This is a genomic window from Thermomonas sp. (assembly GCF_029945965.1).
Lineage (GTDB): Bacteria > Pseudomonadota > Gammaproteobacteria > Xanthomonadales > Xanthomonadaceae > Thermomonas.
This window is the reverse complement of sequence record NZ_JAQSDO010000015.1, coordinates 1,036,158-1,049,145: the sequence shown is the minus strand read 5'-3', so window position 1 is coordinate 1,049,145 and position 12,988 is coordinate 1,036,158. Positions and strand designations below refer to the sequence as shown.

At 64.3% G+C, this 12,988-nt stretch carries 12 protein-coding genes; 2 read left to right on the top strand and 10 right to left on the bottom strand.

Annotation, left to right across the window (positions count from 1 at the left end; genetic code table 11):
- Nucleotides 1–7: 7 nt before the first annotated feature.
- From glk to zwf, 4 genes are read right to left on the bottom strand one after another with little or no spacing between them, the layout of a single operon-like run.
- The gene (glk, locus tag PSV05_RS11125) at nucleotides 8–1,021 is read right to left on the bottom strand and encodes a glucokinase (RefSeq protein WP_300065090.1); all 1,014 of its coding nucleotides are present in this window, start codon (nucleotides 1,019–1,021) and stop codon (nucleotides 8–10) included.
- Entirely contained in the window at nucleotides 1,014–2,876 is a 1,863-nt protein-coding gene (edd, locus tag PSV05_RS11120) for a phosphogluconate dehydratase (RefSeq protein WP_300065088.1), read from the bottom strand. The genes glk and edd overlap by 8 nt, the downstream gene beginning before the upstream one ends.
- Nucleotides 2,876–3,592, bottom strand: coding sequence for a 6-phosphogluconolactonase (gene pgl / locus PSV05_RS11115; protein ID WP_300065086.1), 717 nt, complete (start codon nucleotides 3,590–3,592; stop codon nucleotides 2,876–2,878). Before pgl ends, edd begins: the two co-directional genes overlap by 1 nt.
- 13 nt (nucleotides 3,593–3,605) lie before the next feature.
- Entirely contained in the window at nucleotides 3,606–5,072 is a 1,467-nt protein-coding gene (zwf, locus tag PSV05_RS11110) for a glucose-6-phosphate dehydrogenase (RefSeq protein WP_300065084.1), read from the bottom strand.
- Nucleotides 5,073–5,256: 184 nt separating this feature from the next.
- On the opposite strand from zwf, the gene fabA reads away from it, so the two are divergent.
- Both fabA and fabB read left to right on the top strand, forming a co-directional pair.
- Complete coding sequence (gene fabA / locus PSV05_RS11105; protein WP_300065082.1) at nucleotides 5,257–5,772, top strand: 3-hydroxyacyl-[acyl-carrier-protein] dehydratase FabA; 516 nt, start codon at nucleotides 5,257–5,259, stop codon at nucleotides 5,770–5,772.
- A complete protein-coding gene (fabB, locus tag PSV05_RS11100) occupies nucleotides 5,769–6,992 on the top strand; it encodes a beta-ketoacyl-ACP synthase I (RefSeq protein WP_300065080.1) in 1,224 nt (407 codons plus the stop codon). Before fabA ends, fabB begins: the two co-directional genes overlap by 4 nt.
- Here fabB and PSV05_RS11095 read toward each other — a convergent pair.
- From PSV05_RS11095 to PSV05_RS11070, 6 genes are all read right to left on the bottom strand, one after another.
- Nucleotides 6,989–7,870, bottom strand: a complete 882-nt coding sequence (locus tag PSV05_RS11095; protein ID WP_300065078.1) for an alpha/beta fold hydrolase — start codon at nucleotides 7,868–7,870, stop codon at nucleotides 6,989–6,991. The genes fabB and PSV05_RS11095 overlap by 4 nt on opposite strands.
- Nucleotides 7,867–8,694 (bottom strand): bifunctional hydroxymethylpyrimidine kinase/phosphomethylpyrimidine kinase, encoded by an 828-nt coding sequence (gene thiD, locus PSV05_RS11090; RefSeq protein ID WP_300065076.1) that lies wholly within the window; start codon nucleotides 8,692–8,694, stop codon nucleotides 7,867–7,869. Before thiD ends, PSV05_RS11095 begins: the two co-directional genes overlap by 4 nt.
- A 76-nt stretch (nucleotides 8,695–8,770) precedes the next feature.
- Nucleotides 8,771–9,283, bottom strand: coding sequence for an NADH-quinone oxidoreductase subunit NuoB (nuoB, locus tag PSV05_RS11085; RefSeq protein WP_300065074.1), 513 nt, complete (start codon nucleotides 9,281–9,283; stop codon nucleotides 8,771–8,773).
- Between the two features lie 28 nt (nucleotides 9,284–9,311).
- Nucleotides 9,312–10,868: an NADH-quinone oxidoreductase subunit C gene (locus tag PSV05_RS11080; protein ID WP_300065072.1), complete on the bottom strand. Its 1,557-nt coding sequence runs from the start codon at nucleotides 10,866–10,868 to the stop codon at nucleotides 9,312–9,314.
- A complete protein-coding gene (locus PSV05_RS11075) occupies nucleotides 10,865–12,316 on the bottom strand; it encodes a hydrogenase 4 subunit F (protein WP_300065070.1) in 1,452 nt (483 codons plus the stop codon). Before PSV05_RS11075 ends, PSV05_RS11080 begins: the two co-directional genes overlap by 4 nt.
- A 1-nt stretch (nucleotide 12,317) precedes the next feature.
- Nucleotides 12,318–12,986 (bottom strand): formate hydrogenlyase, encoded by a 669-nt coding sequence (locus tag PSV05_RS11070; RefSeq protein ID WP_300065068.1) that lies wholly within the window; start codon nucleotides 12,984–12,986, stop codon nucleotides 12,318–12,320.
- Nucleotides 12,987–12,988: the final 2 nt, after the last annotated feature.

Sequence of the window (12,988 nt, the reverse complement as noted above, 5' to 3'; positions counted from 1 at the left end):
GTTGAACTCAGAGGTCGCTGGCGCGCAGCGCGGTGGCGGCGCCTAGCAGGCCGGGATTCGGGTGGTTGATCACATGGATCGGCACGGATTCAAGCAAGGTCGCCATGCGCCCCTTGGCCAGGAAGCGTTCGCGGAACGCGCTGCTGCGCAGGAATGGGATGAACCTTGGCACGATGCCGCCGGCGATCACTACCGTGTGTGCGCCATGCACCAACGCGCAATCGCCGGCGACGCTGCCAAGCACCGCGCAGAAGCGTGCAAGCGTGCGTCGTGCAGCGAGGTCATGGCCTTCGAGTGCGGCCGCCACGATCTCCGGGGGTTCGCGCAGCTGCGGATTCAGCAACGAAGTTTCACCCGGAGCCGGCACATGCGACGGCTGCACCGCACTGGCACCGCGCAACACCACGTCGATCTCCGAAAGGCCCGTGCCGCACAACATGCGCTCGGTCGACGTGCGTCCATGTTTGGCGGTGAGCCATTGCGCAATTGCACGCTCCTCATCGCCGATCGGCGCGAAGCTGACGTGGCCGCCTTCGGTTTCGACTGCGCGCCAGCCATGCTTCCGTGAGCCGATGAGAAGTGCCACGCCGAGCCCGGTACCCGGCCCCAACACGGTGATCGGCCCGCGCAAGGGCGCTACCGGATCGCCGTGCAAGGTAGTGAGGTGTTCGCGGTCCAGTGTCGGGATCGCCCAGGCGACCGCACCGAAATCGTTGATCATGCGCAGTTCGTACAGGTCCAGCCGTGCCTGCAGTTCGCTGCGGCTGAACGACCATGCGCGATTGGTTAGCCGGATCTCGTCGCTGCCGACCGGGCAGGCCACCGCCAGCGCCGCACGTGCGGGCTTGGCACCCGTGCTGGCCAGGTAGTGCTCGACCGCGTGTTGCATGCTGGCGAAGTCGGCATTGCGCAGCGACTGCGCCTGTTGCAGTTCAACCCGCGGCGAGGCCAGGTCGGTCAGCGCGAACCGCGCATTGGTTCCGCCAATATCTCCAACCAGCGCGAGCGAGTTTTCACCCACGCACACTCTCCTCTGCGGTGCCTTCGTCAAGGCTGTCCTCTTCGACAAAAAGGGTGCATGCACCTTGTTCGGCCGGACTCACTTGACGGCGCAGCATCCCGAACAGTTCGCGACCATGGCCGACGTGATTGGCCGCGACTGCGATGGGTGCGTGGGGGCGGCTGTTCCATTCACCCGCATCCACGAGCGCATCCATCGTGCCGGCTTCGGCGTCGATGCGGATGAGGTCGCCTTCGCACAGCTTGGCCAACGCACCAGCAGCCGCTGCTTCGGGGGTGACATGGATTGCCGCCAGCACCTTGCCGGACGCGCCCGACATCCGACCATCGGTCAGCAAGGCGACGCGTTGGCCGCGATCCTGCAATGCCGCCAGCGTCGGGGTGAGCTTGTGCAATTCCGGCATACCGTTTGCGCGCGGTCCCTGGCCACGCACGACCGCAACGAAATCGCCATGCAACTTGTCTGACTTGAACGCGTCGAGCAACGCATCCTGCGATTCGAAGATGCGTGCGGGTGCTTCAATACTGCGGAATTCAGTAGCGACCGCAGAGATCTTGACCACTGCGCGGCCCAGGTTGCCTGCAAGCCGGTGCAGGCCGCCCTCGCTGTCGAACGGTGCGGCGACGCCGCGCACCACGTCTGTGTCCAGTGACTGCAGTGGCGGTTCGGACCAGCGCAGTGACATGCCATCCAGTTCCGGTTGCATCGCCTGCTGGTGCAGGTCGCCGCCATGCACGCAAGCGATGTCGGGATGCAGCAGGCCAGCATCGATCAGTTCGCGGATCACCACACCCAAGCCGCCCGCGGCGTGGAAATGGTTCACGTCGGCGGGGCCGTTCGGATACACGCGCGCCAGCAGCGGCGTGGCCCTGGACAATTCGTCCAGGTCGTCCCAGTCGATCAGCAGACCGGCGGCGCGGGCCATCGCGACCAAGTGCAGGGCATGATTGGTGGAGCCGCCGGTCGCGGCCAGACCAACCATTGCATTGACGATGGCCTTTTCGTCGATGGTGCGGGCCAGCGGCCGGTAGTCGCTGCCAAGCGCGGTGATGCGCAGCGCTTGTTCGGCGGCCGCGACGGTCAGGGCATCGCGCAGCGGCGTACCTGGCGGGATGAACGCGCTGCCCTGCATGTGCAGGCCCATCACCTCCATCAACATCTGGTTGGAATTGGCGGTGCCATAAAACGTGCAGGTACCGGGGCTGTGATAAGACGCGGCTTCGGCGTCAAGCAGATCATCGCGGCTGGCCTGGCCCAATGCATGACGTTGGCGGACTTCGGCTTTCTGCTTGTTCGGCAGACCCGATGGCATCGGCCCGGCGGGCACGAAGATCACCGGCAAATGACCGAAGCTGAGTGCGCCGATCAGCAGTCCTGGCACGATCTTGTCGCACACGCCCAGGCACAGCACGGCATCGAACATCTCGTGCGATAGCGAGATCGCGGTGGACATCGCGATCACGTCGCGCGAGAACAGCGACAGCTCCATCCCGGCGCGACCTTGGGTGACGCCATCGCACATCGCCGGCACACCACCGGCGACCTGCGCACTGCCACCTGCATTGCGCGCAGCCATGCGGATCAGCGACGGGTAATGCTCCATCGGCTGGTGCGCCGACAGCATGTCGTTGTAGGCAGTGACAATCCCGATGTTGCCGCCGCTGCCGGTGCGCAGCATGTGTTTGTCCGTGCCGGACGCGGCGAAGCCATGTGCGATGTTGCCGCAGGAAAGTTCACGACGTGCCGGGCCGTGTTTGCTGGCGGCATCCATCCGTGCCAAGTAATCGCCTCGCAGTCGTTTGCTGCGTTCGGCGATGCGGTTGGTGACGCGTTCTACGGTGGGGTGTAAGGACATCAAGGACTCCAGTGAATCTGCACGCAATGGTCGCTGGCGTGCAAAAGCGCTGCAACCGGATATTTGCCAGCAGGGCATGCGTCGACCGCGTCCTGGTGCTGCGCCTGACGCAACACGCGGCGTTTATCGTCACCGGTAATGACCAAATGGACTGCGCTGGCGCGCAGCAGCCGCGGCAGGGTCAGGCTGATCCGGGCGAATGGGGCCTCGGGTGGCAACGGATCGGGCAGGGTAGCGATCGCATCGGTTTGCGAATCAAGCGCCAGGCCTTCCGCCAGGTTGTCGGCGCCGGGGAACAACGAGGCGAAATGACCGTCTGCACCCATGCCAAGCAGCACGGCATCGAAGGGTTGCTGGTTCAGCGCGAGCATCGCGCGGGTTTGCTTAAGTGACGCCTGCACGTCGCCGTCCTCGCGGGTCAACGGATTTACCACGATGCCGGCATGTCCGGCGAATGCCGCGCGCAGTGCGGTGGCATTGCAGGCGGGATGCGTGTGCGGCACGCAGCGTTCGTCGGTAGTTATCACCGTCAGGGACGCGGAGGGCAGCGCTGCGGCCAGTGCCGCATAGATCGGCAGCGGCGTGCGGCCACCGGCCAGTGCCAACCATGCACTGCGATGTTCGCGGGTTGCGTGGTTGCAGGTATCAATCAACGTGTCCACGAGATGCGCAACGAGCGCATCGCTGCTGGCGTGGTCGTGTTCGATCCAGGGCATTGTCCATAGCCTCCTATTCGCGCCAGCTCTGGCCGTTGCGTTCGATCAGAGACACCGCCGCACTGGGTCCCCAAGTGCCGGCCGGGTAGAGCCTGGGCATGGTTGCGCCGGCGCGCCAGCCGTCGAGGATCGCATCGACCCACTGCCATGCAGCCTCGGTTTCGTCGCGGCGAACGAAAAGCGTGCCGTTGCCCTCGATCGCATCCAGGTACAGACGCTCGTAGGCCAGGCGCTTGCGCGAAGCGGCGAATTCCGTATGGAAATCCAGGTCCAGCGCAACCTGCGACAGGCGCAGGCCGGAACGGTCAAGGCCCGGCGTCTTGCTCATCAGCTGCAGTTCGATCCGTTCCTCTGGCTGCAGCCTGATCAACAAGCCATTCGGGCGCATGTCGCCGGCAGCGGCGCCGCCGAAGATCGAATGCGGCACTTTTCGGAATTGCAGGTAGATCTCGGTGCAGCGCGATGGCATGCGCTTGCCGGTGCGCAGGTAAAACGGCACCCCGGACCAGCGCCAGTTGTCGACATGTGCACGCATCGCAACGAAGGTTTCGGTGCTACTGGCACGGCCGAGTTCGGCGGCATAACTGGGCACGGCGACGCCGTCGATCGCACCGGCGCCGTATTGGCCGGCCACGAATTCGGTGGCAACCTCATCGCGACCGATCGCGCGCAGCGAACGCAGTACCTTGATTTTTTCGTTGCGCATCGCGGTGGGTTCGAACTGCGCCGGAGGTTCCATCGCCACCAGGCACAGCAGTTGCAGCAGATGATTTTGCAGCATGTCGCGCAGCGCGCCTGAGTCGTCGTAATAGTCGCCGCGACCTTCCACCCCAACGGTTTCGGCAACCGTGATCTGCACTTGCTCGATGTGGCGCGCGTTCCATTGCGGCTCGAACAATGCATTGCCGAAGCGCAGCGCAATGAGGTTCTGCACGCCTTCCTTGCCGAGGTAGTGGTCGACGCGATAGACGCGGTCTTCGTCGAACACTTCGGCCACGCCGTCGTTGATCGCCTCGGCACTGGTCAGGTTCTTGCCGATGGGTTTTTCCAGCATCACCCGGGTGCCTGCGCCCGCGGCGCCATGCGCGCCCAGTGCGTGGCAGGCCGGGACATAGAAGCGTGGCGCGGTACTAAGGTGGTAGAGCACATCGCCGTTGCGCAACGCGTTGACGCGTTCGGCCAGCGTGGCCATCGAGGCGTCGTCGTTCACGCTCGCGGGGCAGTAGTCGAGCCGATCCAGCAGGCCACGCACCGCTGCGTCGTTGCGCTCGGCCGCGGGGACGCGTTCGGCGATGGCGTTCGCGACTTGGCCAGCGAACGCCTCGCGGTCCAGCTCACTTCGGGCGGTGCCGAGGATGCGCAGGTCCGGTGGGAGCAAGCCCTCGGCCTGCAGGCTGTAGAGCGAGGGCAACAGCATCCGCTGGGCGAGGTCGCCAGTGGCGCCGAAAATGGTCAATAGCGAAGCGGGTGCAGCAGGCATCACGCATGCGTTCCGGGCGGGGTCGCCTGCAGCTTAATACGCCGTGCCGTATGCCGCCGGGTGCATTCGATTTCACGCATGCGGTACGGCCGTCACCGCAGGATTGGCGCCAGCACCCGGCAATACGCATAGGTATGTCGGGGATCCGCCCGTAGAATTGATGTTTTCCCGCAAGGCGCATTCCATGACCCGTCCTTCTTCGCTGGATCGCGAGCAGTTGCTGGCCTGCGGCCGTGGCGAGATGTTTGGTGCCGGTAACGCGCAATTACCCGCGCCGCCGATGTTGATGTTCGACCGCATCACGCATATTTCCGAAGAGGGCGGCGGCAATGGCAAGGGCTTCATTCGCGCCGAACTCGACATCAATCCCGAACTCTGGTTCTTCGGCTGCCATTTCCTCGGCGATCCGGTGATGCCAGGCTGCCTGGGCGTGGATGCGATGTGGCAACTCACCGGCTTCTTCCTGCCGTGGCTGGGCGAACCCGGGCGCGGGCGTGCGCTGGGTGCGGGCGAGATCAAGTTCACCGGACAGGTGATGCCCGATGCCAAGGTGGTCAGCTACGAAATCGACATCCGCCGGGTCATGCGCGGCCGCCTGAAAATGGTGATCGCCGACGGCCGGACCCTGGTTGACGGCACCGAGATCTACACGGCGAAGGACATGCGGGTCGGCCTGTTTCAGGCCACGGAGGTGGTATGAGCAACAACACGAGCCAGCGCGTTGTCGTCACCGGCATGGGCATCGTGTCCTGCCTGGGCAACGATGCAGCCAGCGTGACCGCGTCGCTGCGCGAAAGCCGCAGCGGCATCAGTTTCCGGCAAGACCAGGCGGATCTGGGCCTGCGCGCGCAGGTCGCCGGCGTGCCCACGATCGACCTGGATGCGCTGATTGATCGCAAGCAGAAACGCTTCATGGGCGATGCCGCGGCCTACGCCTGCGTGGCGATGGCCCAGGCAGTCGCCGATGCTGGCCTGGATCCCGCGGCGCTCAGCGATCCGCGGATCGGCGTGATCGCCGGTTCCGGTGGTGGTTCGCCGAAGTGGCAGATCGAAACCGCCGACCTGCTGCGCGCCAAGGGCGTGCGCAAGATCGGTCCGTACATGGTGCCGCGCACGATGTGTTCGACGGTGTCCGCGGCGCTGGCAACGGTGTATTCGATCAAGGGCGTCAGCTATTCGCTGTCCGCGGCGTGCGCGACATCGGCGCATTGCATCGGCGCAGCTGCAGACATGATCCGGCATGGCGCGCAGGACATCGTGTTCGCCGGCGGCGGCGAGGAAGTGCACTGGGGCATGACCAGCCAGTTTGATGCGATGGGTGCATTGTCCACCCACTTCAACGAGACGCCGCAGACCGCGTCGCGTCCCTACGATGCCAATCGCGACGGCTTTGTGATTGCTGCTGGCGGCGGCATGCTGGTGCTCGAAGAGTACGAGCATGCGCTGGCACGTGGTGCACGCATCCATGCCGAGTTGCTCGGCTATGGCGTGACCAGCGACGGCGCAGACATGGTGGCGCCGAGCGGCGAGGGCGCAGTGCGTTGCATGCGCATGGCGATGGAAGGGCTTGATGCTCCCATCGATTACCTCAACACGCATGGCACCTCGACTCCGTTGGGCGACGTAACTGAGCTGGAAGCGGTGCGTGCGGCATTCGGCGATTCGATTCCGCCGTTGTCTTCGACCAAGGCACTCAGCGGGCATTCGCTGGGTGCAGCCAGCGTGCACGAGGCGATCTACTGCCTGCTTATGCTGCAGGAAGGCTTCATCGCCGGCTCGGCCAACATTGAAGAACTCGACCCGCGCTGTGCAGGATTTCCCATCGTGCGCGAGAGCCGCGATGCCGACTTGCGCATGGTGATGTCCAACAGCTTCGGCTTCGGCGGCACCAATGCCGCGTTGGTGTTCGGACGGGTCTAGGTAGTTGCGGGCGTGGTATTTTCACGCGCGATAGGTTCGGCCGCAGTGGTGCCAGCTAGCCACGCCGCGACGGCATCGGGGTGTTTCATCCACGCGTAATGGTCGGCCGCCGCGCCGACCTGTTGCATGGAGAAGTGTGCTTCAGTGACGCGCGCCCGGGCCAGTTTCGACAACAGGAAGCGGAGCGAGCTGGGTGGCGCCATCCAGTCGTCTGAAAGCGTTATCGCGCGCACGTTGCCGTTGAATGCCGACAGTGCCTGTTCGATGTCTTCCTCGAGGCCTGCTGCCGCGTAGCGGCCGAGCAGTGCGGTGCGCGCCCAATCCGTCATGACGCCGGCGGCTTCATTTCCGCCAAACCCGATCCTGCGACCAGGCAGGAAACCATTGCGTTGTGCCAGCCATTGCAGGAAACGCACGGTTGGCGGCAGCCACCAGCGCATCGGTCGCGGGAAAGCGCGCCAGTAAGGTGCGCCACTCGCGACCAGCCATACATCTTGGATGGTGTCAGGAACCAGCGCGGCGTGCATGCAGGCCATCTGCCCACCAAGGCTGTGTCCACCCACCAAGCGTGGCAGTCCGTTTGCGTGGGCCTCCACAGTGGTGGCACTTGCGTTGATGTCCTCCAGCAGTTCGCGATAGCCCCAGTCGATCCCGCCACCGGCACGCACATTGCTGCTGCCATGGCCGCGCCATTCGTGCAGGAACACTGCGACGCCATGTGCCGCCAACGCCTCCGCGAACGGAATGTAGTGGCGTGCGGTGATGCCAAGCGCCGGCAGCCACAACATGCTTGCGCGTGGCGCATCGGGGATCCGCACGATCAGTTCGGCCTGATGGCCATCGTGTGAGCAGACAGCAAGTTCCAGCGCCTGCATCATCCACGGTTCCACGGCGAGGCGCCGAAATGGTCGAGTACCACCACGTCGCCCTTGCCGGGGCGATAACCGCGCCTGAGCGCGTCGGCGACATAGTCGATCGCCGCTTCGCAGGCGGCCGCCGGCGACAGTCCCAGGCACAGGTTGGCGGCAATCGCGGAAGCCAGTGTGCAGCCGGTGCCATGGCCTTCCAGCGGCAACCGGTCATGCTGGTATTGCCTATTGAGCGGGGCATCCATGTTCGCATCGACATAGCGATCAACCACGATGTCGCCTTCGTCCAGGTGCGCGCCCTTGAGCAGTACCGCGCGCGCACCCAGCTCGAGTAGTGCGCGCGCGGCATCGTCGGCGGCATCGGCATTTTCGATGCGGTGGCCCAGCAGCAGTTCGGCCTCCGGGATATTCGGCGTCAGCACCGTTGCCATTGGCAGCAGTCGTGTACGCAGCGCATGCAGCGCATCGTCTTCCAGAAGTTTTGCGCCGGACGTCGCGACCATCACTGGATCCAGCACGATGCAGGCTGGCGCATGGAATTCCAGCGCATCGGCGACTGCATGTATGACCTCGGCATTGGCCAGCATGCCCAGCTTTACCGCGCCGATGTTGAAATCGTCGAAGCAAGTATCAATTTGCGCGCGCAGGAACGCGACCGGTGGCACATGCACGGCGGTGACGCCGCGGGTGTGCTGCGCCGTCAATGCAGCGATCGCGGACAGCCCGTGTACGCCGAACGCGGCAAAGGTGCGCAGGTCGGCCTGGATGCCGGCGCCGCCGCCGGAATCGCTGCCGGCAATGGTTAGCGCACATGGCGGTGGTGTTTTGCTCATCGGAATATTTGTAGCAAGTGGACCGGACGTTGGCGGGGCTTGCCCAGGCTGCTTGCGGACATGGCGGCCACGTCGCTCAAGCTGCCTTGCCGATCGCTGCCGCAAGGATGCCTTGTAGCAGGGCTGTCGGGGTCGGCGGACAGCCGCGGATCGTCACATCCACCGGGATCACGTTGGCCACTTTGCCGAGGCTGGCGTAACTCTCCCCGAAGATTCCGCCGCAGGCCGCGCAATCGCCGATTGCGATGACCCGTTTCGGATCGGGCATGGCGGCGTGGGTGCGGCGCAGCGCCTCGGCCATGTTGGCACCCATCGGGCCGGTGACCAGCAGCACGTCGGCATGGCGCGGGCTGGCGACGAATTTGATGCCCAGGCCTTCGAGGTTGTAGTAGGGGTTGCCCAGTGCCTGCAACTCCAGTTCGCAAGCATTGCATGAGCCGGCATCCACAAAGCGCAGACACAGCGCGCGACCGAACACTTTCCAGATTTCGTCGTGCAGCATGTCTGGCGAACACAGCGTGGTATCCGCTGGCGGTGCGGGTTCGCTGACCAGCCCGATCCGGGCGATGTGCCGGAGCGTCTTCAGCATCGTGATGTTCGTTCGTGCATGCAGCGCCTCACAGGTCCACCCCACTGTAGGACAGGTTGAAGGATTTGTTGATCAGCGGGAAATCCGGAACGATGTTGTCGATGGCTGCGTGTTCGATCACCTGCCAGTTTTGCCAGGATGGATCGTGTGGATGGCAGCGAAGGATGCGGCCGTCAACGTCGGCACGCACGGCGACGAACACCGGCCCGCGCCAGCCTTCGACACCACCGATCCCGAAACCGTCGCCTTCCACATCGCCCAGTGGCACCAAAGTCGCTCCGGATGGCAGGGTTTCCAGCAGTTTCCGGCACAGCCGCAACGATTCGAACACCTCGGCGAAACGCACTGCCACGCGTGCCGCCACATCGCCCTGGCCGAACACGGCCGGTGCCACGTCCAGCTCGGGGTAGGGCACTACCGGCAAGTCCAGCCGCCAGTCGCGGCGGAAGCCGGTTGCGCGTGCGGCCATGCCGATCACGCCCAGTCGCTCGACTAGTGCCGGATTGATCCGACCGGTGTCGCGAAAACGGTCCTGCAGGCCTGAGTGGTTGGCGTAGATCTCGTGCAAGGTGTGCACTTCGGGTTCGAGTGCCGCGATCGATGCCAACAGTTCATCGCGGGCCTGATCGGACAGATCGCAGCGGCAACCGCCCGGAACGATGGCATCCATCGGATAGCGGGCGCCAAATGCGCTCGCGTTCGCGCGCAGCAGGTTCTCCTTCAGCCGGGAGAACTGGCTCAGGCCAAAAGCGAAGCCGCCATCGTTGCCGAGCGCACCCAGGTCGCCAAGATGGTTTGCGATGCGCTCGCGTTCCAGCAGCAGTGCGCGCAAGGCACTCGCTCGTGCCGGCACCGGGGTCGCGGTCAGCGATTCAGCCGCCATCGCAAACGCCCAGGCATAGGCAGCGGCGCTGTCTCCCGATACCCGCGCGGCCAACCGCACCGCATCGGCCAGAGCCATCGATTCGAAGCGTTTTTCGATCCCCTTGTGGGCATAACCCAGGCGCGGTTCCAGGCGCAGCACCTTTTCGCCCACCACGGAAAAGCGGAAATGCCCGGGTTCAATAATGCCCGCATGCACCGGGCCAACCGCGATTTCGTGAACGCCGTCGCCGGTGACCCGGACAAACTGATAGGCGTCATTGCCGCGCTCGATTTCGTCGTCGCCAGGTTGCGGACAGCGCAGCGGAAAAGTGGGCTGCGGCCAATGTCCGTGCCACAGCCAGCCGCGTGGATCGCCGCCGCTGGCGCGGATGCCGAGCAGATCGAAGTTGGCGCGTTGCAGGTGGTCGGCGACCGGAAAAATCATGCTCAGGTCGGGATGCACAGGGTTGTCGGCAGGCAGCGGCAGTTGTGCGACCAGCAGGCCATCGTCGTCCTGCAGGGCAACCAGCAGCGCAAATCCGCCCTCGTGCGCGCGTCTGTCCTCGCCCCACAGGCTCAACATATGGCCGCCATCGTCGCGCACGGTATGGCACAGGGTGATCAGGTGTTCGTCATCGAGCGTGCAGTGGCGCGCCGGCAACTCGCCGGCGATGGTCTGCAGTGCAATGCCGAGATCGGCATAGGGCATGACGGTGCTCATCCGATCAACTCCGCCGCCAGCCGGTACCAGTTGGCCAGTGCCGGTGGAATGTACAAGCCAAGGCAAAGCACGAGGCCGAGGTGGGCAAACACCGGCACCAGCGCCGGCGAATGTGGTAATCGCTTGAGATTGGTTTCGCCGAAGACCATCGACTGGACGCGGGTGAAGATTGCGGCGAACGCGATACCCAGTGCCAGCAACAAGATCGGCGTCGCCCACGGATGATCGCGCATCGCTGTGGTCAGGATCAGGAATTCGCTGGCGAACACCCCAAATGGCGGCATCCCGAGGATTGCCAGGGTGCCGATCATCAGGCCCCAGCCGATGGATGGGCTGACCACAATCAGCCCGCGGATCGAATCCATCACCTGGGTTCCGGCTTTCTGCGTCGCGTGGCCCACGGTGAAGAAGATCGCCGACTTGGTCAGCGAGTGCACGGTCATGTGCAGCAGTGCGGCAAAGTTCGCGACCGGCCCGCCCATGCCAAAGGCGAACGTGATGATCCCCATGTGCTCGATCGACGAGTAGCCGAACAACCGCTTGATGTCCTTCTGCCGCCACAGGAAGAACGAGGACAGCAGCACCGAAAACAACCCGAAGCCCATCATCAGGTTGCTGGCCAGGCCGGTGTGCACTGCGCCATCGACCAGCACTTTGCAGCGCACCACCGCATACACGGCGACATTGAGCAGCAGTCCGGAGAGCACCGCCGATACCGGTGTGGGACCTTCGGCGTGGGCATCTGGTAGCCAGTTGTGCAGCGGCGCCAGCCCGATCTTGGTGCCGTAGCCGACCAGCAGGAACACGAAGGCGAGGGCGAGTACGGTCGGTTCGAGCTGGCCCTTGACGGCGTTCAGGTGGGTCCACAGCAAGGCCGTGCTGCCTTCGCCGCCGAGCACCTTTTCCGCTGCGAAATACAACAGGATCGTCCCGAACAACGCCTGCGCGATGCCGACACCACACAGGATGAAGTACTTCCACGCCGCTTCCAGGCTGGCCGGTGTGCGATACAGCGAAACCAGCAACACGGTCGACAGGGTCGCCGCCTCCATCGCTACCCACAGCAGGCCGAGGTTGTTGGTCAGCAGTGCCAGCAGCATTGTGGACATGAACAACTGGTACATACTGTGGTACAGGCGGGATCGCGCCGGGGTCAGGCGGCCGTGTGCTTCCTCGATGCGCATGTAAGGACGTGAAAACAACGCGGTGGTCAGGCCGACGAAGGCGGTGAGCGCGACCAGGAAGACATTGAATGGGTCGACGAAAAACTGCTCGTTGCCGGCCAACATCGGACCATGCGCCATCACCCGGGCGGTCAGCGCGATGCTGGCCAGGAAGGTGACGAAGCTGAAACCGACATTGACCTCCGGCGCCCAGCGGCGCGCACCGACCATGGTCAGGACCAGACAGCCGAATACAGGCGTGGTGAGCAGCAGGAACAGTTCCATCTCAGTCGTCTTCCTTGAGCTTTTCCATGTGCTCCAGGTCGAGGCTGTCGAACTGTTCGCGAATCTGGAAGAAGAACACGCCGAGGATCACCATGCCGACCAGCACATCGAGGGCGACGCCCAGCTCGACCACCATCGGCATGCCGTAGGTCGCGCTTGTTGCAGCGAAGAACAGCCCGTTCTCCATCGCCAGGAATCCGACCACCTGCGAGATTGCCTTGGTGCGGGTGATCATCATCAGGAACGACAGCATCACCACCGCCAGCGCGATGCCGAGCGTGCCATGCGAAATGGTCGTCGCCAGTTGCGTGACGGGTTGCGCCAACCCGAACGAGAACACCACCAGCACGATCCCGACCAGCATCGTGGTGGGGATATTGATCAGCGGTTCGGTATCCCAGCGCACGTTCAGTCGCGCTATCAGGCGATGCAGGATCCACGGCAGCAGCAGCACCTTGAGCACGCCGGACAGCACGGCCGAGTAGTACAGGTGGTGCTGGCCGGAGCTGTACGCGACGATCGCGGTGGACGCGGTGAGCACGCCGCCCTGCACGGCGAACAGGTTCACCAGCGAGACGATGCGCCGCTGCGAGAGCATCGCGAACGAAGTCAACAGTAGCAGCGCTGCGCACAGATTGATCAACTGGGTGGAGAGCGGGAGCGCGGTCATCG